Origin of the sequence: Aeromonas bivalvium (assembly GCF_000819765.1) — a bacterium.
Classification (GTDB): domain Bacteria; phylum Pseudomonadota; class Gammaproteobacteria; order Enterobacterales; family Aeromonadaceae; genus Aeromonas; species Aeromonas bivalvium.
Window position 1 is genome coordinate 1,126 of sequence record NZ_CDBT01000001.1, and the last position, 25,536, is coordinate 26,661.

28 protein-coding genes are annotated in these 25,536 nt (G+C 59.8%); 18 read left to right on the forward strand and 10 right to left on the reverse strand.

The window, feature by feature from the left end:
- Nucleotides 1–330 (reverse strand): Mur ligase domain-containing protein (locus tag BN1119_RS00010; protein ID WP_041992000.1); only part of this gene is annotated, 330 nt, incomplete at its 3' end.
- Nucleotides 331–573: 243 nt separating this feature from the next.
- Here BN1119_RS00010 and ppa point away from each other — a divergent pair.
- The gene (gene ppa, locus BN1119_RS00015) at nucleotides 574–1,104 is read left to right on the forward strand and encodes an inorganic diphosphatase (RefSeq protein WP_041992003.1); all 531 of its coding nucleotides are present in this window, start codon (nucleotides 574–576) and stop codon (nucleotides 1,102–1,104) included.
- Between the two features lie 84 nt (nucleotides 1,105–1,188).
- Here the strand turns inward: ppa and BN1119_RS00020 are convergent, their stop codons facing one another.
- Nucleotides 1,189–1,500, reverse strand: a complete 312-nt coding sequence (locus tag BN1119_RS00020; RefSeq protein ID WP_041992004.1) for a hypothetical protein — start codon at nucleotides 1,498–1,500, stop codon at nucleotides 1,189–1,191.
- Nucleotides 1,501–1,652: 152 nt separating this feature from the next.
- Between BN1119_RS00020 and BN1119_RS00025 the strand changes: the two genes are divergently transcribed.
- The 9 genes from BN1119_RS00025 (at nucleotide 1,653) to BN1119_RS19695 (ending at nucleotide 9,130) form a co-directional block, all read left to right on the forward strand.
- A complete protein-coding gene (locus BN1119_RS00025) occupies nucleotides 1,653–2,531 on the forward strand; it encodes a hypothetical protein (RefSeq protein ID WP_041992073.1) in 879 nt (292 codons plus the stop codon).
- Nucleotides 2,532–2,712: 181 nt separating this feature from the next.
- The gene (locus BN1119_RS00030) at nucleotides 2,713–3,255 is read left to right on the forward strand and encodes a YtfJ family protein (protein ID WP_041992006.1); all 543 of its coding nucleotides are present in this window, start codon (nucleotides 2,713–2,715) and stop codon (nucleotides 3,253–3,255) included.
- A gap of 37 nt (nucleotides 3,256–3,292) precedes the next feature.
- The gene (locus tag BN1119_RS19690) at nucleotides 3,293–3,577 is read left to right on the forward strand and encodes a hypothetical protein (RefSeq protein WP_084205216.1); all 285 of its coding nucleotides are present in this window, start codon (nucleotides 3,293–3,295) and stop codon (nucleotides 3,575–3,577) included.
- Nucleotides 3,578–3,617: 40 nt separating this feature from the next.
- Complete coding sequence (locus BN1119_RS00040; RefSeq protein WP_041992011.1) at nucleotides 3,618–4,220, forward strand: DUF2796 domain-containing protein; 603 nt, start codon at nucleotides 3,618–3,620, stop codon at nucleotides 4,218–4,220.
- Between the two features lie 4 nt (nucleotides 4,221–4,224).
- Entirely contained in the window at nucleotides 4,225–4,911 is a 687-nt protein-coding gene (locus BN1119_RS00045) for an ABC transporter ATP-binding protein (protein WP_041992014.1), read from the forward strand.
- Nucleotides 4,912–4,969: 58 nt separating this feature from the next.
- Entirely contained in the window at nucleotides 4,970–6,217 is a 1,248-nt protein-coding gene (locus BN1119_RS00050; RefSeq protein ID WP_041992016.1) for an ABC transporter permease, read from the forward strand.
- Between the two features lie 20 nt (nucleotides 6,218–6,237).
- Entirely contained in the window at nucleotides 6,238–6,714 is a 477-nt protein-coding gene (locus tag BN1119_RS00055) for a DUF3299 domain-containing protein (RefSeq protein WP_041992019.1), read from the forward strand.
- A gap of 146 nt (nucleotides 6,715–6,860) precedes the next feature.
- Complete coding sequence (locus BN1119_RS00060) at nucleotides 6,861–7,712, forward strand: TIGR03899 family protein (protein ID WP_041992022.1); 852 nt, start codon at nucleotides 6,861–6,863, stop codon at nucleotides 7,710–7,712.
- A 623-nt stretch (nucleotides 7,713–8,335) separates the two neighbouring features.
- On the forward strand, nucleotides 8,336–9,130 hold the full coding sequence (locus tag BN1119_RS19695) for a Cthe_2314 family HEPN domain-containing protein (protein ID WP_084205217.1): 795 nt from the start codon (nucleotides 8,336–8,338) through the stop codon (nucleotides 9,128–9,130).
- Between the two features lie 480 nt (nucleotides 9,131–9,610).
- Here BN1119_RS19695 and BN1119_RS00065 read toward each other — a convergent pair whose 3' ends face one another.
- Complete coding sequence (locus BN1119_RS00065) at nucleotides 9,611–10,561, reverse strand: transposase (protein ID WP_041992025.1); 951 nt, start codon at nucleotides 10,559–10,561, stop codon at nucleotides 9,611–9,613.
- 223 nt (nucleotides 10,562–10,784) lie between these two features.
- Between BN1119_RS00065 and BN1119_RS19700 the strand changes: the two genes are divergently transcribed.
- Entirely contained in the window at nucleotides 10,785–12,116 is a 1,332-nt protein-coding gene (locus BN1119_RS19700) for a hypothetical protein (RefSeq protein ID WP_084205218.1), read from the forward strand.
- 241 nt (nucleotides 12,117–12,357) lie between these two features.
- Here BN1119_RS19700 and cysC read toward each other — a convergent pair whose 3' ends face one another.
- The 5 genes from cysC to cysG all read right to left on the reverse strand — a co-directional run bounded on the left by cysC (nucleotide 12,358) and on the right by cysG (nucleotide 18,596).
- Entirely contained in the window at nucleotides 12,358–12,951 is a 594-nt protein-coding gene (gene cysC / locus BN1119_RS00070; RefSeq protein ID WP_041992028.1) for an adenylyl-sulfate kinase, read from the reverse strand.
- Nucleotides 12,952–12,992: 41 nt separating this feature from the next.
- Nucleotides 12,993–14,717, reverse strand: coding sequence for an SLC13 family permease (locus BN1119_RS00075; protein WP_041992031.1), 1,725 nt, complete (start codon nucleotides 14,715–14,717; stop codon nucleotides 12,993–12,995).
- A 4-nt stretch (nucleotides 14,718–14,721) separates the two neighbouring features.
- Entirely contained in the window at nucleotides 14,722–16,143 is a 1,422-nt protein-coding gene (gene cysN / locus BN1119_RS00080) for a sulfate adenylyltransferase subunit CysN (RefSeq protein ID WP_041992033.1), read from the reverse strand.
- A gap of 24 nt (nucleotides 16,144–16,167) precedes the next feature.
- Entirely contained in the window at nucleotides 16,168–17,076 is a 909-nt protein-coding gene (gene cysD / locus BN1119_RS00085; protein ID WP_041992036.1) for a sulfate adenylyltransferase subunit CysD, read from the reverse strand.
- A 101-nt stretch (nucleotides 17,077–17,177) separates the two neighbouring features.
- Nucleotides 17,178–18,596: a siroheme synthase CysG gene (gene cysG, locus BN1119_RS00090; protein ID WP_041992039.1), complete on the reverse strand. Its 1,419-nt coding sequence runs from the start codon at nucleotides 18,594–18,596 to the stop codon at nucleotides 17,178–17,180.
- 190 nt (nucleotides 18,597–18,786) lie between these two features.
- On the opposite strand from cysG, the gene BN1119_RS00095 reads away from it, so the two are divergent.
- Complete coding sequence (locus tag BN1119_RS00095) at nucleotides 18,787–19,701, forward strand: SPFH domain-containing protein (protein WP_041992042.1); 915 nt, start codon at nucleotides 18,787–18,789, stop codon at nucleotides 19,699–19,701.
- The gene (locus BN1119_RS00100) at nucleotides 19,698–20,153 is read left to right on the forward strand and encodes an NfeD family protein (protein WP_041992045.1); all 456 of its coding nucleotides are present in this window, start codon (nucleotides 19,698–19,700) and stop codon (nucleotides 20,151–20,153) included. Before BN1119_RS00095 ends, BN1119_RS00100 begins: the two co-directional genes overlap by 4 nt.
- A gap of 81 nt (nucleotides 20,154–20,234) precedes the next feature.
- On the opposite strand, the gene BN1119_RS00105 is transcribed toward BN1119_RS00100, so the two are convergent.
- Nucleotides 20,235–20,645: a CBS domain-containing protein gene (locus BN1119_RS00105; protein WP_041992048.1), complete on the reverse strand. Its 411-nt coding sequence runs from the start codon at nucleotides 20,643–20,645 to the stop codon at nucleotides 20,235–20,237.
- A 222-nt stretch (nucleotides 20,646–20,867) separates the two neighbouring features.
- Here BN1119_RS00105 and BN1119_RS00110 point away from each other — a divergent pair, with 222 nt between their 5' ends.
- Genes BN1119_RS00110 through BN1119_RS00120 form a run of 3 tightly spaced genes read left to right on the forward strand, consistent with a single transcriptional unit; the run spans nucleotide 20,868 to nucleotide 24,080 of the window.
- Nucleotides 20,868–22,781 carry an ABC transporter ATP-binding protein gene (locus BN1119_RS00110; RefSeq protein ID WP_041992052.1) on the forward strand — a complete coding sequence of 638 codons (1,914 nt, stop codon included), beginning with the start codon at nucleotides 20,868–20,870 and terminating at the stop codon, nucleotides 22,779–22,781.
- Nucleotides 22,782–22,785: 4 nt separating this feature from the next.
- The gene (locus BN1119_RS00115) at nucleotides 22,786–23,217 is read left to right on the forward strand and encodes a DUF2390 domain-containing protein (RefSeq protein WP_041992076.1); all 432 of its coding nucleotides are present in this window, start codon (nucleotides 22,786–22,788) and stop codon (nucleotides 23,215–23,217) included.
- Nucleotides 23,211–24,080, forward strand: coding sequence for a 23S rRNA (adenine(2030)-N(6))-methyltransferase RlmJ (locus BN1119_RS00120; RefSeq protein ID WP_041992055.1), 870 nt, complete (start codon nucleotides 23,211–23,213; stop codon nucleotides 24,078–24,080). Before BN1119_RS00115 ends, BN1119_RS00120 begins: the two co-directional genes overlap by 7 nt.
- Nucleotides 24,081–24,162: 82 nt before the next feature.
- Here the strand turns inward: BN1119_RS00120 and BN1119_RS00125 are convergent, their stop codons facing one another.
- Entirely contained in the window at nucleotides 24,163–24,369 is a 207-nt protein-coding gene (locus BN1119_RS00125; protein ID WP_041992058.1) for a hypothetical protein, read from the reverse strand.
- Nucleotides 24,370–24,551: 182 nt separating this feature from the next.
- On the opposite strand from BN1119_RS00125, the gene BN1119_RS00130 reads away from it, so the two are divergent.
- Together BN1119_RS00130 and BN1119_RS00135 are read left to right on the forward strand one after the other, a co-directional pair.
- Nucleotides 24,552–24,914: a DUF2061 domain-containing protein gene (locus BN1119_RS00130; protein WP_041992061.1), complete on the forward strand. Its 363-nt coding sequence runs from the start codon at nucleotides 24,552–24,554 to the stop codon at nucleotides 24,912–24,914.
- A gap of 200 nt (nucleotides 24,915–25,114) precedes the next feature.
- Nucleotides 25,115–25,536 (forward strand): lysozyme inhibitor LprI family protein (locus BN1119_RS00135; RefSeq protein ID WP_041992066.1); only part of this gene is annotated, 422 nt, incomplete at its 3' end.

The following is a 25,536-nucleotide window of genomic DNA, read 5'->3' on the forward strand; positions in this document are numbered from 1 at the left end:
GCCGGCTACCGCCAATACCCAGCGATCCTGCAACACATGTTCCAGCAGCCACTGGGGACCCGAGATATAAGGAAGGTTGCGATTGAGCACATACTCCACGCAGGGATTGCCCCGGCTCATGGCATTGCCGATCACCACCAGATCCGGCGCAGGATCGAGCTGGGACGGGTCATAACCCTCGGTCAGTTCTATGCCCTGCTGTTCGAGCTGGGTACTCATGGGGGGATAGACGTTGGCATCCGAGCCGGTCACCCGATAACCCAGCTGCTTGGCCAACACCGCCACCCCCCCCATGAAGGTGCCACAGATCCCGAGGATGTGAATATGCATACCGCTTGCCCTTGCTGTAGAGAGAGCAGGCATTCTAGCAAGATGGCGGCAATTTGGCAGAGGCTGGCGCAGATCCTGCGACAGTAGCCCGCCGCCATGGGATCAGGGCAGGCCCCCTTGCCCGCAAAATCCGGGCCTGTCACGGCAAACCGAGCACCATGGCGCGCATATATGGTCATTTGACGGGACATCGCTATAATATCGGCCTGCAAACTCGACTCGACTCTCATTGAAGGAATCCCCATGAGCCTGAACCTGGTACCGGCCGGCAAGAGCCTGCCCGAAGATATCTATGTTGTTATCGAGATCCCGCAAAACGCCGATCCGATCAAATACGAAGTCGACAAGGACAGCGGTGCCATCTTCGTTGACCGCTTCATGTCCACCCCCATGTTCTACCCGTGCAACTACGGCTACGTGAACGCGACCCTGTCCCTGGACGGGGATCCGGTCGACGTGCTGGTGCCGACCCCCTACCCGTTGCTGGCTGGCTCCGTCATCCGCTGCCGCCCGGTCGGCGTGCTGAAGATGACCGACGAATCTGGCGAAGATGCCAAGATTGTGGCCGTGCCGCACTCCAAGCTGACCAAGCAGTACGACCACATCCAGGATGTGAACGACCTGCCCGAGCTGCTGAAAGCCCAGATCCAGCACTTCTTCGAGCGCTACAAGGAGCTGGAAGCGGGCAAGTGGGTCAAGGTGGAAGGTTGGGGCGACAAGGCTGCCGCCGAAGCCGAAATCCTGAGCTCTGCCGAGCGTTACGCCGCCAAATAAGCCGCGTCTCCCTCGACAAGTCCATAAAAGGCGCCCATCGGGCGCCTTTTATGTTTCACCGGAGCACATCCCCTCTCTGCCTGCTCAGGGGCTCTCGCCCCTGCCCGGATCCCCCTTGATATAGATGTCGCGTCCCCCTTGCCGGTAGGGACGATAATAGTCATCCCCACAACGATAACCGCCACCGCGCTGGCGATTGAGCTCGCAGTTGACCGGCAGTGCCTCCAGCCAGGTCAGGGCCTCCTGGCGGCGCAACCACTCCTGCCACTCATGCTCCCTGGCCAGCTCGTCGCGCAGGGCGAAGGCATCTATCTTCTCATCGCCCTTGGTGATGATGATCTGACCGGCCCAGAGCGGCAGGCTGCACAGCCACAACAATCCCCATAATCGGCCCATGACGGTTTCCTCTGTTACTTATTTCCGGCATTAAATTTAAATGCCAATCAATCTGTTAGTGGATTTTTACCCGAAAAAAGTTCGGAACATGCGTCAAAAACGTATCAAGTCACCTAGTTGTTAATCAGGACACACTGGCGAGGCGCACCATGATGAGATCCATACCCAGGCTGGTGCTCGGCATGATGCTGGCGGAGTCAGTGTACGCCGCCGAGGTCAGGCTCGACTGGCAGTGGCAATCCGCCGATGGCCAAGCCCGCCACTTCCAGCTGCAGACAGATGACAGCACCCTGGCCCGGCAGCGGCACGAGATGGGACTGCTCGATCTCTCCCTCCAGCATCCCATCGAGACGCTCTACGCCTATATCAGCCCGCGGCTCTACAACAGCCTCAGCCAGATTAACCAGAACAGCCCCAGCACGGCCACCAAGTTCCTCAGCCTGGAGCAGGCCTTCACCACCCGGGACAACAGCCCGGAGTCCAGGGAGTTCTGGCAAGCCTACGAGCAATATCAGGAAGATGCCTTCACCCAGATGATGGTGGTGCCCTGCGTTCATCCCGCCAACATCAAGCTGCCTTGCGTGCGCCCCAACTACTCCCAGCTCTTCTACCACTTCAAAGGGGCACTCAAGCCCCTGGCCAGCCAGTTCACCGCGCCGGACCTTGCCGCCTCGGTGCGCTTGATCAAGGAGTGGCTGGACGTCATCCCCAGTCCGTCCGAGCAGCTGGACAGCTTCCACCCCCCGCTGCAGGCCCTCAAGGATAATCAGGCCGACAGCGACGAGAAGGCACTCCTGATGGCCAGCCTGCTCACCGAGCTCGCCCCCCAGTTCATGCTCAGCATCATCTACCCCGATACCAGCATCGGCAGCGTCTCTCCCGCCTGGCTTGCCATCACCGCAGACAGCGGCCTGCCCGGCGATGTGGTCGTGATCAACAACCAGAAGCATGTGCTGCTCACCGGCTCCCCCCTGATGGTGCAACAGATGACCATGGCCCGCATCCCCCTCATCAGCGAACCCCTCTACTGAAGGGATAGTGCCAGCCACCCTGGGTCGAGCCCGGTGCTATCATGGCCTTGAGTGCGGCACGCCTTCGCCAACCCATCTGTTATTTAACACTTTTTAAACAGATCCGATCAGTTTAGGATGGAGAGCGCCCCATTTCCTTGGCCATGAAATCGTTATAACATAACAAAGGAGTGTCATCCGGATGAAACATCTCGTGCTTACTCTGGCGCTGCTGCCGACCCTGGTACTGGCTCACAACATCAAGCCATCGGCCCAGGTGCCTCTGGTGCAGATCGCCGAAGAAGGTGAACTGATGGTCAACGGCCAGACGATCGGCTACCGTCCCTGGCAAAGCAAACAACTGCTCGGCAAGGTATTCCTGATCCAGCACATCGCAGGTCGCTCCAGTGCCAAGGCGCTGAACGCCCCCATGATAGAGGCAATCAAGGCCGCCAAGCTGCCCCATGACGGTTACCAGACGGTCACCATCATCAATAGCAACGATGCCATCTGGGGCACCTCGGGTTTCGTCAAGAGCAGCGCCGAGGAGAGCAAGAAAGAGTTCCCCTGGTCCGCCATCGTGCTCGATGCCAAGGGCATGGCGCGCAACGCCTGGGGCCTGACCCCGGAAAGCTCCGCCATCGTGCTGCTGGATAAAGAGGGCAAGGTGCTGTTTGCCAAAGATGGCCAGCTCACTGCCAATGAGATCACCGAAGTGATGGGGCTCATCAAGTCCCATCTCTGAATCAGACGGGGGCCCCGGGCCCCCTCATCAAGGGATCATGGGTCGCGTCAACACAAGAGTCTGGATATTGCTGCTTGGCTGGTTGTGGTTGCAACCCGCCCTGGCCCAGCACCCACTCGAAGCCGAACTCGCCGGCCACAACCACCACTGCCTCGTCTGCGCCCTCCATCTGGACGGCAAGCTGGCCATTCCGCCGACCCCATTCCTCCTCGCCGCCCCCGGGATCCACGCCGAGGCCATCCTCTCTTGCCGTGAAAGTGCCGCCCTGGCGGCGACACTGACCCAGCCGATCCGCGCCCCTCCTTCATCCTTGCTCCCTTAAACCACACGACTCTTACTTTATTGTTTCAAAAGGATGAATGATGAAAGCTGTTACCCTGTTGCTGGCTGCGGCCACCTTTGCCGTCCACGCCCATCACGACGAACACGAAAGCCACGGCCACGGCGCCCATGAGCATGGCCATGGTCACCTCAATTTCGTCGTCGATGGCGACCAGCTGATGATAGAACTGCAGGCCCCTGCCGCCGATCTGGTGGGCTTCGAGCACGCCGCCAGGAGCGATGAAGAGAAGGCGCAATACGCCAAGGCGGTCGCCCGCCTCCAGCAACCTGACGCCCTGTTCCGCCTGGACCCGGCCGCCGGCTGCAAGCTGACCCATCAGGAGCTGCAAGCCGCCAAAGAGGATCACGACCATGAGCATGATCACGACCATGACCATGACCATGACCATGACCATGACAAGGCTGGCGCAGATCACGATGAACACCAGCATGACGAAGCGGGTCACGCCGATTTCGGAGCCATGTATACCTACACCTGCGCCACGCCGGCCAAGCTCACCGGTCTGGAGGCCAGTCTGTTCTCCGTCTACCCCAGCCTGGAGAAGCTGAGCGTGCAGGGGATACTGCCCGCCGGTCAGACTGCCGCCGAGCTGACCCCTTCCGCCAACAAGCTGAGCTGGTAACGCCATGACAACTGCCGTGGTTGAGATCCGGGACCTTGCCTTCGCCTGGCCGGGTCAGGATGCCGTACTCGATCTCCCCTCCCTGCGCATCGACCGGGGGGAGCGCGTCTTCATCAAGGGGCCCTCAGGCTCGGGCAAATCGACCCTGCTCGGCCTGCTGGCGGGGATCCAGACAGCCAACCAGGGCACCCTGGAGGTGCTGGGCCAGCCATTGGCCCGGCTCTCCGGTCGGGCGCGGGATCGCTTCCGCGCCGACCATCTGGGCTATATCTTCCAGCAGTTCAACCTGCTGCCCTTTTTGAGCGTGCGGGACAATGTCACCGCCGCCCTCACCTTCTCCCCCGAGAAACGGGCCCGCCTGCAAGGGAGCCCGGAACAGGAGGCCCGCCGCCTGCTGGCCGAGCTGCAACTGCCGGAGGAGGCCCTGACCCGGCCGGTCCATGCCCTGAGCATCGGCCAGCAACAGCGGGTCGCCGCCGCCCGGGCGCTGATCGGTTCGCCCCAGCTGGTGATCGCCGACGAGCCCACCTCGGCGCTGGATACCGACAACAGAGCCGCCTTCATCAAGCTGCTGTTCGAAGAGTGCGACAAGCAGGGCTCGACCCTCGTCTTCGTCAGCCACGACCCCTATCTGGAGCCCCTCTTCCCCCGGGTGGAAAACCTGCAACAGCTCAACCGGAGGGCCGCATGACGACACGCCATCATCCCGCAGCCCGTCCGGCCTTCTCCCCTTCACTGCGGAGGTTTTCATGCTGAAACTTGCGCTGCAAAGTCTCTGGGCCCGCCGCCTCACCGCCGGGCTCACCCTGCTGGCGGTGGCCATCAGCGTCACCCTGCTGCTCGGGGTGGAGCGGGTGCGCATGCAGGCCCGCGAGAGTTTTGCCAACACAGTCTCCGGCACGGATCTCATCGTCGGCGCCCGCTCCGGCCAAGTAAACCTGCTGCTCTATTCGGTGTTTCGCATCGGCAACCCCACCAACAACGTGGGCCGGGATGCTTATCAGGCCATCAAGGAGCGGCCCGGCATCGCCTGGACCATCCCGCTTTCCCTTGGCGACTCCCACAAGGGATTTCGAGTCCTTGGCACCAATGGCGACTACTTCAAGTACCTCAAGTACGGGCGCCAGCAAGCCCTGGTGATGGCGCAGGGACGCCCGTTCCAGACGCCGTTCGAGGCCGTGCTTGGCGCCCAGGTGGCACAGAAGCTGGGCTACCGGCTCGATCAGTCCATCATCATCGCCCACGGCGCCGGCAACACCTCCTTCAGCCAGCATGACAACCTGCCCTTCAAGGTGGTGGGGATACTGGCGCCGACCGGCACCCCCATCGATCGCACCGTCCATGTGCCGCTGGCGGGTATAGAGGCGATACACCTGGGCTGGGACACAGGCCGTCACAGCAAGAACGTGACCGCCGAGCAGGCGCTGGCCCAGGATCTCACCCCCAAGACCATCACCGCCTTCATGGTGGGCCTGAGCAACCGCATCCTGGCGTTCCAGTTGCAGCGCGCCATCAACACCTATCCCAGGGAACCACTGATGGCGATCCTGCCCGGCGCCGCCCTGCAGGAGCTGTGGGCCATGATGAGCGTGGCGGAAACCGCCCTCGGCGTCATCGCCGCCTTCGTGGTGGTGGCGGGCCTCATCGGCATGCTGACCACCCTGCTGGCGGGGCTCAACGAGCGGCGCCGCGAGCTGGCCATCCTGCGATCCCTGGGGGCAGGCCCGGGACATCTGTTCGCCCTGCTGACCATGGAGGCCATGGCCCTCACCAGCTTAGGCATAGCGCTGGGGGTCGCCGTGCTCTACCTGGGACAGGGGCTTGCCTCCCCCTGGCTGCTCAGCCACTATGGCCTGCAACTGAGGCTGGCGCTGCCAAGCGGCTATGAGTGGCAGCTGCTGGGGCTGGTCTGGCTGGCAGGCGTGCTGATGGGGCTGCTGCCGGCGGCCCGTGCCTACCGCTACAGCCTGAGCGACGGCATGAGCATTCGCGTGTGATAAACCGAAAAGGACGAGAGATGATATTGAGAGTGATGGCGCTGCTGACCTGCCTGCTGGCGCTGCCCAGCCAGGGCGCCGAGTCCTACAAGACCCTGGACTGGGACGCCTTGCTGCCCCCGGGCCAGAGCGTGCTGCCGCCCCCTCCCGTGCCCCACGATGGGGACATGAGCTCGGTGCCGCAGCCCATCGGCGAGGTCAACCAGGCCCTGGATGGGCAAGAGATCCGTCTGCCCGGCTTCGTGGTGCCCCTGGAGGGGGATGCCAAAAAAATCACCGCCTTCCTGCTGGTCCCCTACTTCGGCGCCTGCATCCATGTGCCGCCCCCGCCCACCAACCAGGTGGTCTATGTCAGCTTTCCCAAGGGTGCGCCGGTCGATGATCTCTGGGATGCCATCTGGGTCAAGGGCAAGATCAGGACGGTGAGCACCAGCCAGGAGATGGCCAACACGGGTTACAGCATGGAAGCCGTCGAGGTCACCGTCTATGAGGAGTGAGGGTCAGCCCCTTTCCCGCTTCCCAAACAAAACGGCCCCTGTGGGCCGTTTTTGCAAGGAGGCTCCCGGCGCCCCCAGCCAGGGGATTACCCCGGGGGCCAACTAGCGTAACATCTAGCCACAGTATCCCAGCGAATGGAGCCGCCATGGCCGACCTGCCACCCCCCAAGAAAGAGAGTGCCATCCTGAGCAGCCAGGAGCAGACCCTGCGCCTGGCTCGCAGCCGTGGCATCGACGGCATGCTGACTCGCAACAGCGACAGCACCTTCGAGCAGAGGGCCAGCTTTCGCCAGCTGGCGGATCAGGCGGCGCGCCAGCGCAACCTGGAGGCCATCATGGTGATGGCGTCGCGCCACTGCGAGGAGACGGCCGCCGGCGGCGAGATGGACAGCGACTGGCTGACCCGCTTCCTGCAACTGGCGGAAGATATCAGCATGGTGCCCATGCAGCAGCTATGGGGACGCATCTTCGCCATCGAGGTCGCTACCCCGGGCCGGTTTTCCATCCGATCCCTGGCCACGCTCAAGGAGATGACCCAGCGCGAGGCCCAGCTGTTCCAGCGCCTGTGCGCCCTCTCCTGTCACTACGCAGGCAGCGACGAGCTGCGCCTGCTGCTTGGGCTGCACAAGGGCGCCAGCCTGCTGACCCGCGCCAGGGTGACCCGGCTCGCCCTCGGTAAATACCGTCTGCCCTACAACGCCTTGCTGCAACTGTTCGAGCTCGGCCTGCTGCATCGGGGCGAGCTGGAATCAGGCCCCCTGCCTGCCGACGGGGTGGAGATTGCATTCGGCAACCAGCAGTGGCGCCTGCACCGCAAGCAGAGCAATATCACCCTGCTCTACTACCGCCTCACCCCGGTGGGCAACGAACTGGCCCAGTTGCTGACGGAGGCGCCGCTGGAGGAGTACCTGCAGGACTTGAAGACCCTGATCTCCGCCCACCTGCAGATAGAGACCCAGGTGACGGCCCCCGCCAGCGAACCGGACCTCCCCACCTGACGACGGCGGGGCCCCGCCTTGCCAGGTCACAGGACAACGGTCCCCATCCCTTTGCCCCCCTGCCTGACATACGATCCCGCTCGTGCTGGCGCGTCAGGCACTCGAGCCGCTGACAGGCCAGCCGCGCGACAGCGCCGTGCCTGGCACTCTCACCCAGTGGCTGCATCGACAACGTGGCCGTTCCGAGTTAGTCCCCATGGTCACTCAATTTATTGATCTTGCCCGAGAAACCACCAATTCCCCCTTCCCTAGCCGGCTCCGTTCGGTAACATAGCCATCAGGATCGCCTCTCGTCGGAGTCAGCCATGAACCAGACCGGAGCCATATCGCAGGTAAAAAGCAGCAAGCTGGAGGCTGAAATTCAGGGGCGGTAGCCTTGCTGGCGATCGCCATGGTCAATACTTTCGCTGTCTTTCTAAACCGTGGTAATTGTTGCGTAAAAAGAGGAAGTCAAGCGAACACGTTCAGCTTCAGAGGTAGATATATAAGCCATTGATTTAAAATATCATTTATTATGCCCTGTATCAGGGTGGAGCGGAGTTAGACGGAAGGCGGAATTAACGTGTTAGTACCGCCTTCCGTCTAATCACTGTTAGCTATCTTCGGTGTAATCAGGGAGCGAGATGGAAACTGAGTATTTTTGGTGGGGTCTTGAAGAGTCTACATTCAAGGGCGTACTTTATGATTCTATAAACATGTACTTCTTGCATGACCACCCTTATAAAAACTGGGAAGAATTTAAAGCTGCAGATCCTCATATGGCATACGCTCACTTAACCTACGTTAGATTTGATGCTTTGGAGCAACAGTTTGTTGACTTACGGGTGATACCGCAGATGCTAGGCGCAAAAGAAATTCCTTTGCCCTCCACGGTTCAAAATATAAATAGGTACGATTGGTTAAAATCTATAGTTGACCTAGCATTATTTCGCTTTTCCAGTTTGAGAGACATAGCGTTTCACTTTGTAAACGAAGTTTTAGAAATTAACTTACCCGACCATAAGCTAAATATCAAACAATTGAGCAAAGTGCTAAAAGAAAATCATCCAGAAATACTGGAGCACTTAAAAGTTATAGATCAAACAGGGGTTCCGTTGCGCCAAGATCGCAATGAGCGTGCACATAAAGGTTTTTGTAATTTATATACTGATGATGACCAAATGTTCAAAAATATGGCTTGGTCAGAATCACATAGTTCGTGCATCACAGGTTACGACTTAGTCAAAACATACGAAATGGCAAGGGACAAGATTTATGATGTTGTCGTTAAAGAGATCAAAGAAGCTCTTCATGCCTGTATTGAATTAACTGATGATCTATACGTTTACTACCGTGATCGGCATGACGCTTTATCTAAAAACTCTAGAAGTGGCGTTTCACATCACTTTCATGGTTACCACAGAGTAAAAGATAGCTAACAAACCAAGTCAGCGGGACACTAACACGTAGGCCTCCGTCACTTCGTTCCGTATTTTAGCCTACGTGTTATTGCCCCTGCTTGGGGCGTTAGGCCAGATACGCACATAGCACCGAGCAAAGGAATTAAATTTGAGCATCGAATTTTTAGCATCATTATTGGGACACCCACTATTTTGAACAGGCCTTGGTGTGACTGGCTGTGGTTGCCGTGATGGCACCATGATTGAGGGCTTTGGATAAGGAAGGAGAAAAGCTCGAGATTTTGGCTTGAAAAACGGCTTTTCAGCACAGCCCATTAGGACACCCACCATTTTGAGCAAGCCTCTGCATGGCTGGCGGCGGTTACCGTGATACCGCCATCATTGAGGACTTTGGAGCAGGTAGGAGAGATAGTTGCGGTGTTGGCTTAAAAAGCTACTTTTCAGCCACCGTCAACTTGGCATCAGAGACTTGTGCCGGGGCTCAGGGTGCGGTGCAACTCAAGGTAACGGCTGGTGACATCGTCGCTGGCCACAATGCTCTGCATAACGCAGGCAGCGCGTCTTGTCGCCCACCACCCTGATACCCCGCCGCCGAAACAGTGTCACTTGTCGCAACCACTGCACTTCATCAAGGCTCAGCCGCTGCAAGATGGGAGCCAGCCCCTCCGGAATATGGCCCCGCTTGTCTGCTCTGATGGCACGGCCGGTCCAGTCTACCAGCATCAGATAGTCAATGAAGACACATGGCAACCAGTCCTGTTTGCCCGGGCTGGCAAACGGCAGCAACAACGGAGGCAATGTGACTCTGGGCTCCTCGTCCTCAAGACGTTGTTTGATGCTGGTGTAATCACTTTGCTCCGGCCTGTCGGCCAATGCAGCCCGGATCGGGTTCAAATCTACATAGGCCATGCAGGCCAGCAGAGCCGACTCTGTCAGTAGCGCCTGAGTTTTGAAGCGTCCTTCCCAAAAGTGGCCCTTGCAGCCATCTTCCTGATTGGCCTGTCGCGCCATGCTCTCGTTGAGCAATCGCACAAACCAGCTGATGGAGTGCAGCCGTTCACGCCACTCAGCGATAACCCCTCGAACCACTTCGAGCTCGGGCGCAATCAGGGATTCATGCTGATACCAACGCCGCACTAACGGCGGCCATTGAAACAGCGCAGCCCAGCGCTCGGCCACTTCTCGCTCGCTCCACCTGGCGGCGGTTTCGAACTCGACTTTGAGCACCAGATGATAGTGGTTGCTCATCACCGCATAAGCGCATACCCCGATGGCAAACTGGCGTGACAGTTGGCCAAGCCTGTCAACCACCCACTGGCGTCGGTGCTCATAGCTATGGCCAGAATGCGCATCTTGCCCACATAAGAAGGCCCGCCGCACGCAGCGACTGACCACATGGTAGTAGGGGGTATCTTGCAGGCTGATCTGGCGTGAACGCGCGATGGTCATGGCACACTCCTCGACGGGCTATCCATCAAGCGATAGCTGCATGCTACGCTGCTGTCAAATTGGTGGGTGTCCCAGATTTCGTTTGAACGCGCGATGGTCATGGCACACTCCTCGACGGGCTACCCATCAAGCGAAGCTGCATGCTACGCTGCTGTCAAATTGGTGGGTGTCCCAGATTTCCAGATTTCCAGATTTCGAAAAATCAAGTGTATTAGGGAATTAAATGAAAAGAGCAAACATTTTTTACGTAACTATCTCTGTACTTGTTCTATTTTCCTCTTGTCTTGCAGTATGGATACATTATCTAAACGAAGGGAAAGATCTACTTAATTTCACAATATCAATAGTAGGGTTTTGCATTGCACTGTTAGCTTTATTTATTTCTGTCCGCACATACACATCAATTGACAGCGTTAATAATATAAGCAAGATGGATGGCAACATTCTTGACAATGAAAACTATGTCACCTCACTACCTGAATTAATTAGTCACTTTAAATCTCAAGATGAAAAGGATCTTGACAATAAAATATTTGAATCAATAGAGTACAAGTTAAAAAAAGAATCTCATACCGCAGTGCATTTTGCTGATACATTGCAATATATAATCGATCTGATTGTAATCTTCCCCGCTGTTTTTAACGCATCTGACACAGACAGAAAGCGCTATAAAGAACGCATGGAGAGCATACTAAGAAATATAGATAAGCGACGTAAAATTCTATACTCTATCAGTAAAGGAAACTCCATTCAGATCACTGAATCCATCAAACTATTTAAAGCTGTCGTGGCCTATCAACATTTTGTTTCAGATGGGAATTTCAACATTCACGCTGACCTTCTTCATGTTCGAGGACCGATACTTCGCAACCCTGTCACCAAAACTATCTACCACAATTACCTTGGATTGTATTACAACAAAAAAGGGATGCATTTACTGCGTGAGTTTCTAAAAATAGAATCTAAAGATATGCTGTCAATTGAGGGGCTTAATCTCATAAATACAAAACTATCTTCTCTCACACCCCCTATTAGAGAAGAGATAACCATGTATTTAACATCTGCATGCAAACAGTTTGATAAAGCCATTGACATATCAAAAGAAGACGTAATGTGGCCTGGATTCATAAATTACAACAAGAGCAGGACATTGTATTTTTTAAGTTCACTATCAACTAAAGACAATAGCTGGCTAGATATCATTGATGATGCCATTGACTCTCGCTCTAGATTGAATCGACTAATCGATGAGATTCTAACCACAAACAGTAAAAATCACACAACAATAAAAAACACTCATTTGCGTCAATTCTTTCTTTATCAAGAAGAGCTTGCTCGCATGGTAAAATTAAATATACTGCTTGCTGAAAAAGACAAGAACAATAGCGAATTACCTCTCTTATATAGAGGTTTAGAGATTAATAAGATTCACATTGATGATTTAAAGAAGTCATTCATAGCAACAAGTTGCTTCCCCATAATAAAATCATACCAAGATATGATTATTGAAAAAATGCAAGAAAAAACTGGAACACCATCCATGTTAAGAAAATAGTTACCTAAACAACTGAGCTTTTCTCATTTTAGCCAAAAGCTCGGCATCCGCTCTTATTTTGGTAGATAGTTAAACATCAGGTTTACTGTATATTGAATAAGTTTGTTATCACCTACGTGATCAATAGTCCTCTTCGGCTTAATGGTGGTGAAAAAAGGGAAAGTTTTGGCAGAAGAGCAATGAACAAGGGGGAAAATGTCCCCCATAATATCAATTCTCGGAATACTCAAGCAACCCAACCTCAGTCGATCAACCCCCGCCGCCTTAGCGCGGTAATCAACTCATCCACCAGCGCTTCCACCGGCTTGCCGGCGTTCAGCAGGTGGATCTCCGGGTTTTCCGGCGCCTCATAAGCCGAATCGATACCGGTAAAGTTGCGGATCTCCCCGGCCCGCGCTTTTTTATAGAGCCCCTTGGGGTCGCGCTCTTCACAGACGGCGAGCGGCGCATCCACAAACACCTCGACAAACTCGTCAGGCCCCAAGAGATTGCGCACCAGATCCCGCTCGGCACGAAACGGCGAGATAAAGGCGGTGAGCACGATCAGGCCCGCATCCACCATGAGTTTCGCCACCTCCCCTACCCGGCGGATATTCTCCTGGCGGGCGGCGTCATCGAAGCCGAGATCGCCGCACAGGCCGTGGCGCACATTGTCCCCATCCAGCAGATAGGTGTGCTTGCCTTGCGCCGCCAGCGCCTGTTCCAGCGCCCCCGCCAGGGTGGACTTGCCCGCCCCGGAGAGCCCGGTGAACCAGATCACCAGGGGCTTCTGTCCCTTCTGTTCAGAGCGGCTGCGTTTGTCGACGGCATGGGCATGCCACACGATATTGCTCATCTAAAACTCCTTGTTCGGTGCTCACGCATCCAGATAACGCCTTAAAACGGAAACAGCAGGGGCACCATGATCAAGACTCCGATGCTGTATGCGATGGAGACGGGCAGGGCCAGCTTGAGGTAATCCGGCATCCTGTAGTTGCCCGCCGCATAGACCATCAGATTGGTCTGGTAGCCATAGGGCAGGATAAAGCTGGAGCTGGCCCCAAACAGCACCGCCAGAATAAACGGCATGGTGGAGACATCCATGCTCAGCGCCAGCTGGTAACCCATGGGGAAGGCCAGGGCCGCGGCGGCGTTGTTGCTCATCAGCTCCGTCAGCACCAAGGTGAAGAAGTAGATGCCGATGAAGGCCACCAGAGGGCTGGCACCGTTGAACTCCCCCATCAGGAAGTCGGCGATGACCCGGGCCAGGCCGGTGCGTTCGAGCTGGTCGGCGATGGCGAGCGCCCCCCCCACCACCAGCCAGATCTCCAGCGGGAAGCGGCGACGGATCTCGTCCAGGGTCAGCACCCGGGTCAACAGCAGGGCCACCAGCATGATGAGCAGCCCCTTGAACAGCGGCACCAGATCGAACACCGACAGTGCCAGCACCCCGAGAAAGCCCACCACCACGGCGGCGCTGCGCTTGCCATCGAGCCGGGTGGAAGCCTCCAGCCCGCTCACCACCACAAACTCCCGTGAGAGGGACTTGTTGCCCGCAAACTTGGGGCCAGGGGCCAGCAGCAATGTATCCCCCGCGTGCAGTTCAATCTGGCCCAGGCCCCCGGTGAGCTGGGTCTCGCCCCGGCGCACCGCCAGCACCACCGCATCGAAGTGGGTGCGAAACTCCGCATCCTTGATGGTCTGACCCACCAGCCGCGAGCTGTGGCTGACGATCACCTCCACCAGGTGCTGGCCGTTGAGCCTGTGCTGGCCGTAGAGATCCAGTCCCTTCATCTCCTGCAATACGCCCACGCTCTCCACGTCGCCGCAAAACAGCAACATGTCCCCCTCGTGCAGCTCGTGCTCGGGCTGCACCGGGCAGATCACCTGATCGCCCCGGATGATCTCGGCAAGATAGAGGCTTTTCAGGCTGCGCAGGCCGTTCTCTTTCACGCTGCGCCCGGCCATGAGGGAGCCCTCGCTCACCTTGGCCTCGAGGAAGTAGCCGGAGGAGCGGTCTATCTCGGTATCCTGCTCCGGCAGGCGACGGGCGAACAGCAGCACGGCGACCAGGCCGGTCACCAGGGTCCCCGCCCCCACCATGAAGAAGTCGAACATGCCAAGGGGCTCGGCCCCCATCTTCTCCAGGAAGCTGTTGACGATGAGGTTGGTGGAGGTGCCGATCAGGGTCAGTACGCCGCCAAAGGTGGCCGCGAAGCACATGGGCAACAGCAGCCGGGACGGCGCATGATTGGGATTGCGCTTGACCGCCCCCAGCATGGAGGCCACCACTGCGGTGTTGTTGACCAGGGCCGACAGGAAGGCGGTGGAGAACCACACCTTCACCAGCACCTTGTTGAAGGAGCCGGTGCCCACCTGATTGGCGAACCAGCTCATGATGCGGGTCTTCTCCACCGCCAGGGAGACCAGCAGCAGCAGCACCAGGGTCAGCAGCGAGCTGTTGGTATAGCCGCCGACCACGGCGTTGATGTCCGCCAGGCCGCTCAGGTAGGTGACGAGCACGGCGCCCGAGAAGAGCAGCGCCGGCCTGAGTTTGCCCTGGATCAGCAGGACGATGAGGGTAGCCAGCAGACCCAGCACCAGGGATTGTTGCCAGGTCATGGGCTTATTCCTTGTCGTTGGCGATGGTCAGCGCCTGCCAGTGGGGGAAGTGCTTGCGCACCAGGGCGTTGAGCTCGATTTCGAACTCGCTGTATTGCCCTTTAGCCACTTTCGCGGCCAAGCCTTCCACTATCATGCCCGCGCCCACGGTGACGTTGGTCAGACGGTCGATGAGGATGAAGCTGCCGGTATCGCGGATATCCGCATAGGGGTCGAACGCCACCGGGTCGGTCAGGCTGAATTCGCACAGGCCGATCTCGTTGAGCTTGAGCTCGGAGGCGGGAAGCGATTCCAGCTTGTTGATCTCGATGCGGTGGCGAATGGCCTCCACCTGGCCGCGACTCTTCTTGGTGGCCAGCTTGACGTCATAGACCCGGCCCGGTTGCAGGGATTCCTCCCCCATCCAGACGATGTGAGCCAGCACGTTCTGGGTCACCTGGGGCTTTTTCGCCGCATCCACCAGCAGGTCGCCCCGGCTGATGTCAATTTCGTCCGCGAAGGTGACGGTGATGGCCTGACCCGGCAGGGCATAGTCCAGATCCCCGTCGAAGGTGACGATACGCTTCACCGTGCTCTCCTTGCCGGAGGGCAGCACCGCAAGCTTGTCGCCGACCCGCAGGATGCCGGAGGCCAGGGTGCCTGCGAAGCCGCGAAAATCGAGGTTGGGGCGATTCACATACTGCACCGGCAGGCGCACCGGGTGACGCTCCAGCTCGCGCTCCACTTCGGCAGACTCCAGCAAGGAGAGCAGGGTCTCGCCCTGATACCAGGCCAGCTTGTCGCTTGGGTTCACCACGTTGTCACCGTCCAGGGCCGAGACCGGCACTATGTGGATGGTGTCGACGCTGAGCTTCCTGGCGAATTCACGATATTCGGCACTGATGCGCTCGAACACCTCCTGGCTGAACTCCACCAGATCCATCTTGTTGACCGCCACCACGAACTGCTTGATGCCAAGAAGGCTGGCGATAAAGCTGTGGCGACGGGTCTGATCCAGCACCCCTTTGCGGGCGTCGATCAATATGATGGCGAGATCGCAGGTGGAGGCGCCGGTGGCCATGTTGCGGGTGTACTGCTCGTGGCCCGGGGTATCCGAGATGATGAATTTGCGCTTGGCGGTGGAGAAATAGCGGTAGGCCACGTCTATGGTGATGCCCTGCTCGCGCTCCGCCTGCAGGCCGTCCACCAGCAGGGCCAGGTCCAGCTTCTCGCCGGTGGTGCCGAGCTTCTGGCTGTCGGACTCCAGCGCTTTGAGCTGATCTTCATAGATCTGCTGGGAGTCGTGCAGCAGGCGGCCGATGAGGGTGCTCTTGCCGTCGTCCACGCTGCCGCAGGTGAGAAAACGCAGCAGGCTCTTGTGCTGCTGGGCGTGCAGGTAGGCTTCAATGCCCTGTTCGCTGATGGCGGTCTGAATGTGGTTGTTCATGTTGCGATTCCTTAGAACATTTTTTTAGAAATAGCCCTGACGCTTCTTCTGCTCCATGGAGCCGGCCTGATCGTGGTCGATGAGCCGCCCTTGCCGCTCGCTGGAGGTGGTGATCAGCATCTCTTCGATGATCTCCGGCAGGGTGGTGGCATTGGATTCGATGGCCCCGGTCAGTGGGTAGCAGCCGAGGGTGCGGAAGCGCACCAGCTCCTGCTTCACTTCGTCTTCCGGGCCTATGGGCATGCGTTCGTCATCCACCATGATCTTGATGCCGCCGCGATCCACCACGGGGCGCATGGCCGCGAAGTAGAGGGGCACTATGTCGATGTTCTCGAGATAGATGTATTGCCAGATGTCGAGCTCGGTCCAGTTGGAGAGCGGGAAGACACGGATGCTCTCCCCCTTGTTGACCTGGCTGTTGTAGACGCGCCACAGCTCGGGTCTCTGGTTCTTCGGATCCCAGCGGTGGGACTTGTCGCGGAAGGAGTAGACCCGCTCCTTGGCACGGGATTTCTCCTCGTCGCGGCGGGCGCCGCCAAAGGCCGCATCGAAGCCGTATTTGTTGAGCGCCTGCTTGAGCCCCTCTGTCTTCATGATGTCGGTGTGCTTGCCGCTGCCGTGCACGAAGGGGTTGATGTCCATGGCCAGGCCATCCGGGTTCTTGTGGACGATGAGATCCAGCCCGTACTTCTTGGCGGTCTCGTCCCGGAACTTGATCATCTCCTTGAACTTCCAGTTGGTGTCCACGTGGAGCAGGGGAAAGGGGATCTTGCCCGGGTAGAAGGCCTTGCGGGCCAGGTGCAGCATGACGGAGGAGTCCTTGCCGATGGAGTACATCATCACCGGGTTTTCAAATTCGGCAGCCACCTCGCGGATGATGTGGATGCTCTCGGCTTCCAGCTGTTGCAAGTGGGTCAATCTTTCACGGTCCATGTCTGGGTCCTCGGTTCATTGCTATCGCGCCTGGTCGGGACGCTGTGTTGGTTCAGTTCGCTGCCGCCATGGCAACGTCAAATCGATTCGGGTCTCGCCCTTCAGGCCAGGCTCACCAGCTTGAGCTCCTGGCTGCCTGCCCCGGCGCTTGCCTGCTCGCCAAACCAGGCGAGTCGGTCACGCAGGGCCACCACTTCGCCGATGACGATAAGGGACGGGCTCATTGCCTGCGCCGCCAGGGTGGCCAGCTCGTCCAGGGTGCCGGTCAATACCTTCTGCCTGGCCTGGGTGCCCCGCTCTATGATGGCGATGGGGGTGCTCCCCTTGCGGCCATGGCCCACCAGCTGCTGCTGGATGTGCTCGGAGCGCATCAGCCCCATGTAGATGACCAGGGTCTGGTTGGTGGCCGCGAGCTGCTGCCAGTCGGGCTGGGTGCCCTCCTTCTGGCAGTGGCCGGTGATGAAGACGGCGCTCTGGGCATGGTCACGGTGGGTGAGCGGAATGCCCGCATAGGCGGTGGCACCGGCGGCGGCCGTGATGCCGGGCACCACGGAGAAGGGAATGCCCTCGTCCGCCAGCACTTCCAGCTCCTCGCCGCCGCGGCCAAACATGAAGGGATCCCCCCCCTTGAGCCGCACCACCCGGTTGCCCGCCCTGGCGTATTCCACCAGGAGGCGATTGGTCTCTTCCTGAGGCACGCTGTGGGCGCCGGCCTTCTTGCCGACCGACACCAGGGTGGCGTCCCGGCGCACCAGATCCAGGATCTCGGGGGAGACCAGCTGGTCGTAGAGCACGACCTCGGCTTGCTGGATCTGTTGCAGCGCCTTGAGGGTCAAGAGGCCTGGATCCCCAGGGCCCGCCCCCACCAGCACCACCTCGCCCACTTCGGTCTGGGCCTTGTCCAGCCCCTCATTGAGCCAGCCCTCGGCACCTTGCCAATCTTCTTTCTCGATCAGACCGGCCAGGGTGTTGGAGGCAAAGGCCCGCTCCCAGAAGCGGCGACGATCAGAAATGGATAAGAGCACCCGCTTGGCCTTGACCCGCACCCGGCCGGAGAGCTCGGCCAGGCCGCCGAGATGGCGGGGCAGCAGGCTCTCCAGACGCTCGCGCAACAGGCGCACCAGCACCGGCGCCTTGCCGCCGCTGGAGACGGCCACCACTATGGGGCTGCGATCGATGATGGAGGGGAAGATAAAGCTGGAGCGGGCCGGGTCATCCACCAGGTTGACGAACAGACCCAGCTCGGTGGCGCTCTGGTAGACCAGGGCGTTGACCTCGGGATCGTCGGTGGCGGCGACCACCAGGATCTGCCCTGCCAGATGGCCAGGGGTGAAGCGCACCGGCAGATGGGTGAAACGATCCGCCAGTTCCTGAAATTCGGGAGCGATATCCGGGGAGACCAGGGTCAGCCTGGCACCGGCCGCCAGCAGCAGACGCGCCTTGCGCAGTGCCACCTCGCCGCCGCCCACCAGCAACACGGGACGCCCTTCCAGCCGGGCAAACATAGGTAAGTAATCCATCTCGTCCCTCTCGATACCGCTTGTCTTTGGCGACTATAGGCAGGGTTACTTATCCCTCAAAATAATAAAAAATGCTTTTTAAGACGTTTTGGTAATTAAAACTATCCCCTTGGCAACGGGAACAAACCTAAGCTTGTGGTGTTTGCGGCCAGGGCATAGGCTAGCGCCCGAGTTTCATAAGGAGCTATTCATGAATGAGTCACTGATAGTGCTAGGGATTTTCGTTTTCCTGGTGATAGCCACCCTGGGGGCAGGCATCAAGATAGTGCCCCAGGGCTATAACTGGACCGTGGAGCGTTTCGGCCGCTACACCCGCACCCTCTCCCCGGGCCTCAACCTGCTGATCCCCTATGTGGACAGGGTCGGCCACAAGATCATCATGATGGAGCAGGTGCTGGACATCCCGGCCCAGGAGGTGATCTCCCGGGACAACGCCAACGTCACCATAGACGCCATCAGCTTCGTGCAGGTGGTGGATGCCCGCAAAGGGGCCTATGAGGTCAACGATCTGCCCAGCGCCATCCGCAATCTGACCATGACCAACATGCGGACCGTGCTCGGTGCCATGGAGCTGGACGAGATGCTCTCTCAGCGCGACACCATCAACGAGAAGCTCTTGCGTACCATGGACGCCGCCACCGCCCCCTGGGGCATCAAGGTGACCCGCATCGAGATCAAGGACGTGCGCCCGCCGCTCGCCCTGGTGGAAGCCATGAACGCCCAGATGAAGGCCGAACGGCAGAAGCGGGCCGAGGTGCTGGAAGCCGAAGGGGTGCGCCAGTCCAAGATCCTGAAAGCGGAAGGGGAGAAGCAGTCCCAGATCCTCAAGGCCGAGGGGGAGCGCCAGGCCGCCTTCCTCGCCGCCGAGGCGCGCGAGCGGGCCGCCGAGGCGGAAGCCAAGGCGACCCACATGGTCTCCCAGGCCATCGCCGAGGGGGACATGCAGGCCATCAACTACTTCGTGGCCCAGAAATACACGGAAGCCCTGGCCCGCATCGGCGAAGGGCCCAACAGCAAGATCATCATGATGCCCCTGGAGGCGGGCAGCCTGATTGGCTCGGTGGCGGGCATGGCCGAGCTGTTCAACAAGGGTGAGAAAAAATGACAGACCTGCTGGAGGGGCTGACCCACTGGCACTGGCTGGGGCTGGGGTTCGCGCTGCTGGCCATCGAGGTGCTGGGGTCGGTGGGCTTTCTGCTCTGGACCGGCATCGCCGCGATCGAGGTGGGGATCTTGCTGCTGCTCTGGCCCTTCGGCTGGCAGTGGCAGTTGCTGCTGTTCGCCCTGCAATCCCTGGTGACCACCTGGGCCTGGTGGCGCTGGCAGCACAAGCGCGACCGCTCCAGCCGGGATGCGGCCGCCCCCATCAACGAGCGGATGCAGGGTTACCTGGGCCGGGAGCTGGTGCTGCTCGATGACGCCGTGCAGGGGCTGAGCCGGGTCCGCCTGGATGACACCGTCTGGACGGTGCGCTGCCAGACGCCGCTCAAGGCGGGCAGCCGGGTCAGGGTGGTGGGCACGGACTCCCATATCCTGCTGGTGGAGCCCCTGCCCTGATCCGGGCAAGCGTCACGACAAAGGGCTCCTCGGAGCCCTTTTTCATGATGCCGCTGCGGCCAGTGCCCAGGCGGCGTCCCCCTAGAGGGCCCCCTCCTCGACGGCGGCCTTGAGCAGATCCTTCCAGCTCAGCACCCCCACCAGCGTGCCCCGATCCAGCACCGGCAGGCAGGAGACCTTCTTGTCCAGCATCAGGCGGGCGGCATAGGCCAGGGTCTGGTGGGGCGAGACCATGATGGGTTGGCGGGTCATGATCTGGTGCGCGCGGCGATTGAGGGTCTCGGTATCGCGCGCCTGCTCGGCGGCGGAATCCAGATAGGGGCTCAGGGCCCGCAGCAGATCCCGATCCGAGATGATGCCGAGCAGCTCCCCCTCCTCCATCACCATCAGGTGACGGAAGCGGGCTTGATTGAAGATATCCCTGATGAGGCTCAGCCTGTCGTCCATCTCGACGGTGACGACCCGGGTGGTCATGATGGTTGCAACCTGCATGGCAGACTCCTTGTCCGGCCGCCGCTCCCGAAAGGAGGCGGCCTGATGGCGATAATGCTTGCTGTTATGACATCTTTATCGGCGCCGCACCAGTCGGCTCCAGTGCAAAGCGCCGCCATTTCACGTAAAATCCCGCCAGTTTCGTTCCCGGTTCCCGAGCGCGCAGACCCCTTCGGGCGGCGCGCCACCGTGTTTCTTCACTCTCGAGCAAGCAGACCCCCCATGATAGTTGCCAGTCAAATCGAGCTGATCCGCGGCGGCCGCAAGCTGCTGGATAACGCCTCCGCCACCATACACCCGGGCCACAAGGTGGGCCTGGTGGGCAAGAATGGTTGCGGCAAATCCACCTTCTTCGCCCTCATCCGAGGAGAGCTCACCCTCGACAACGGCAGCTTCTCCCTGCCGGTCGGCTGGCAGATAGCCGGCGTCGCCCAGGAGACCCCGGCCCTGGACTGCTCGGCCCTGGACTATGTGATAGATGGCGACAAGGAGTTTCGCGCCCTGGAAGCCGAGCTGGCTAAAGCCGAGCAGGATGACAATGGTCTGCTGGTGGCCGAGCTGCACGGCAAGCTCGACACCATAGGCGCCTACAGCATCCGCGCCCGCGCCGCCGAACTCTTGCACGGCCTCGGTTTTGCCGACGAGCAGCTCGGCTCGCCGGTGCGCAGCTTCTCCGGTGGCTGGCGCATGCGCCTGAACCTGGCCCAGGCGCTCTTGTGCCGCTCCGATCTGCTGCTGCTCGATGAACCGACCAACCACCTGGATCTGGATGCGGTGATCTGGCTGGAGAAGTGGCTCAAGGGCTATCAGGGCACGCTCGTGCTGATTTCCCACGACCGCGACTTCCTCGATTCGGTCATAGGTCGCATCATCCATATCGAGAACGGCAAGCTCAACGAGTACACGGGCGGCTACTCCGACTTCGAACTGCAACGGGCCGAACAGCTGGCCCAGCAGCAGTCCATGTACGAGAAGCAGCAGCGGGAGATGTCCCACATGCAGGCCTATGTGGACCGCTTCCGCTACAAGGCGTCCAAGGCCCGTCAGGCCCAGAGCCGGTTGAAAGCCATGGAGCGGATGGAGAAGATACTGCCCGCCCATGCCGATTCGGAGTTCAGCTTCGAGTTTCGCGAGCCCTCGGCCCTGCCGACCCCGCTGATTGCCATGGAGAACCTCAGCGCCGGTTACGGCGACAAGGTGATCCTGGAGAAGATCAAGCTCAACCTGGTGCCGGGGTCGCGCATCGGCCTCTTGGGCCGCAACGGCGCCGGCAAGTCCACCTTCATCAAGATGCTGGCGGGCAGCAATCCGCCGCTGTCGGGCAAGCTGGAGGTGAGCGCCGGGGTCAGCATCGGCTACTTCGCCCAGCATCAGCTCGAAACCCTGCGCCTGGACGATACCCCCCTCGATCATCTGGCCCGCCTCGCGCCGGACAAGCCCGAGCAGGAGCTGCGCAACTATCTGGGCAGCTTCGGTTTTCACGGCGACAAGGCGCTCGACAAGGTGGCGCCGTTTTCCGGGGGCGAGAAGGCGCGCCTGGTGCTGGCCCTCATCACCTGGCAAAAGCCGAACCTCTTGCTGCTGGATGAACCGACCAACCACCTGGATCTGGAGATGCGCCACGCCCTGACCATGGCGCTGCAAGGCTTCGAAGGGGCCATGGTGGTGGTCTCCCACGACAGGCACCTGCTGCGCACCACCACGGATGACTTCTATCTGGTGCACGGCGGCCGGGTCGAAGCCTTTGACGGCGATCTGGATGATTACCACAAGTGGCTCGGCGAGCAGGAGAAAGAGGCCAACGCCAAGCCGACGGATGGTGCCGTCTCCGCCAACTCCGCCCTGGCCCGCAAGGATCAGAAGCGGCGCGAGGCGGAGTTTCGGCAAGCGACCCGGCCCCTGCGCCAGAAGCTGGAGAAGCTCGAGGCCAGCATGGAGAAGCTGCAAGGCAAGCTTGCCGACATCGAGAACCAGCTGGCCGACCCCGCCATCTACGAAGAGAGCGCCAAGGGCAAGCTCTCCGAGCTGCTCAAGTCCCAGGGCCCCCTCAAGGAGCAGCTGGAAGCGGTGGAGCTGGAGTGGATGAGCCTCAGTGAAGAGCTGGAAACCATGGAGTCCGCCTTCCTTGAGCAATGATCTGATGCGAGACGCCAGCGGCCTGCCCAGTCCCCTGGGTTTTTGGCACTGGAGCGGCAAGACCTACGGGGCCCGCCCCGGAGACTGGCTAGAGGTGCAGCGCCTGGGCGGCAACGTCAACCTGGCCCTGCTGCTGCATTGGCTGGATCTGGCCAGCCTCAGCGCGGATCTGACCGCGCTGCAACCGGCCCTGGTGCAGACCGAGGCCGTGCTCGCCCCCTGGCGTACCCTGCGCCAAAACGCCAAGGCGCGGCTGGACGAGGCCGAGTATCAGGCCATGCTGGCCCACGAGCTTGAGCTGGAACAGTTGCAGCAAGGGGTGCTGCTGCAGAGTCTGCGCGCCCATCCCCCACGCCGGGAACCAGGGCACAACCTGTTGAATTACCTGACCTTGCTGGGCGCCGAGACGGGCCCCTTGAGAGACCTAACATGCTGAGCTATCGCCATGCCTTCCACGCCGGCAACCATGCCGACGTCCTCAAACACGCCGTGCAGGCCCTGATCATCGAGTCCCTCAAGAAGAAGGAGAAACCCTTCATCGTGCTGGACACCCATGCCGGCGGCGGTCTCTACGATCTGCGCGGCGACTGGTCCCAGAAAAAGGCGGAATACGCCGACGGCATAGGCCGCCTGTGGGACGAGCGGACCCAGTGGGCGGCCATGGCCCCCTATCTCGGCGTCATCGAGGAGATGAATCCCGCTCAAGAAGGAAACAGCGGCGAGCTGCACTATTACCCTGGCTCGCCGGAGCTGTCGCGCCGCCTCATCCGCGAGCAGGACAAGCTGGCGCTGATGGAGCTGCACAACAACGAGGTGGAGGACCTTCGCGCCAACATGGGTTACGACCCCCGCGTCGTCGTCCATCACAGGGACGGCTTCGAAGGGCTGGTGGCCCTGCTGCCCCCCACCCCGCGCCGAGGCCTGGTGCTGATCGACCCGCCCTATGAGCTCAAGGAAGACTACTTCGCTGTGGTCGATACCCTGAAAAAAGCGCAGAAGCGCTGGGCCACCGGCATCTATGCCCTCTGGTATCCCATCCTGGGGCAGGAGGCGGACAAGTCCCGCGACATGCTGCGCGCCATCAAGCGGGAGAACTTCGGTAACGTGCTGGTCGCCGAGCTGGAAGTGGCCGGCCAGACTGCCGACTGGGGCATGAACGGCTCCGGCATGCTCATCGTCAGCCCGCCCTGGCTGCTGGACGAGCAGATAGAAGCCTTCTTGAAACCCCTGTGCACCAGGCTGGCCCAGGGCGCCGGTGCCCAGTACAGGGTGGAGTGGCTCAACAAGGCAGCCGACTGAACTCCTTACCGACCGCAAACACGACAAAGCCCCGAAAGGGGCTTTTTCTATGGCTGCCGTTGCCAACATGACGCCGCTCGCCTCAGGCCCTGACGGGCATATCCCGCCAGAGCGCCAGCACAAGCAGCGCCAGCAGGGCGAAGGGCGGAACCAGGCAGAGCAGCACGCACAGGACGGTGACAAGCACGGGGTGGCGGCTCTTGCGCCGGGCCAGTCGCCAGGCCACGATGCCGACGACAATCATCAGCAGCAGGATGAACAGCACATAGATGTTGGCATTGATGGTCATGAAAGCGCCTTTTCCATGGCAAAAGGCACACTCTAGTGCCGCCATGGCCCCAGGCAAGTCCCCAATCTGGTGGTTTCGACCTCGGTCGATAGGCTTTTTCTATTTAGTTGATAGATGAGAATAGTTTTCATTTACTCCGCGTTTGGGCGATACTGCACTCATCGCCAGAGGGAGTGACCATCATGAAAAAGACCATCAGCTTTGCCGTCCTGCACTTCGGTGTCGCCTTTACCTTGGCTTACCTGCTGACCGGTGAGCTGCTGACCGCCAGCCTGATCGCCCTGATCGAGCCCGCCGTCAACACGGTCGCTTTCTACTTCCACGACCTTGGCTGGCACAAGTTCAAGCCCAACCACAGCCTGCAGGTCAAGACCAGCAGCTTTGCGGTCGTGCATTTCAGCGTCGCCTTCGGGGTTGCCTACCTGCTGAGCGGCGAGCTGCTCACCGGCGGCGTGATGGCGATGATAGAGCCCGCCATCAATACCGTGGTCTTCTTCTTCCACGAGCGGCTGTGGCGTGCCCGCCACTCCCTGGCCCTGGCATAACCCAGAGGCAGCAAGGGATCAGACCCGCTTCCTCATCCCGGGCCGCCGAGTCGCAAGAAAGCATTCGGCGGCCCGGCGTCGTCATTGTGTTGTGAAGTGCGTTGCAGAGTGAGTTCTAGAGTGCGTTCTAGCTTGTGTTGTAGCGTGCGTTGTAAAGTGAGCTCTGGTACTGGGTATCACCCCACTGTTGGAGCCTGACGATGAACAAGACCTTGCTTGGCACCCTGCTGTTTGCCCCCCTGCTGGCCACTGCGGCCACCCCTTCCTTCGATTGCGCCAAGGCGAAAGGCGCCGCCGAGACCCTGATCTGCCAGGATGCCGGACTGGCGGCGCTGGATAACGAACTGGCCGCCCTCTATCCCAAGGCGATTGCCGCGTTCTCTCCCGAGCAGCAGAAGAGCGAGCGTGCCATGCAGCGCGGCTGGATCAAGGGGCGCAACGACTGCTGGAAGGCGGGCGACTTGCGCCAGTGCGTGGAGGAGAGCTACCAGCTGCGGATCACCGAGTTGCAGATAAAAGGCGGCCAGTTGAGGGTACCAAGCCCGGTGGACTACCAGTGCGCCAACAATGTCACCCTCTCCACCTACTTCTACAACGAGGCCAAGTGTAGTGGTCTAATCAT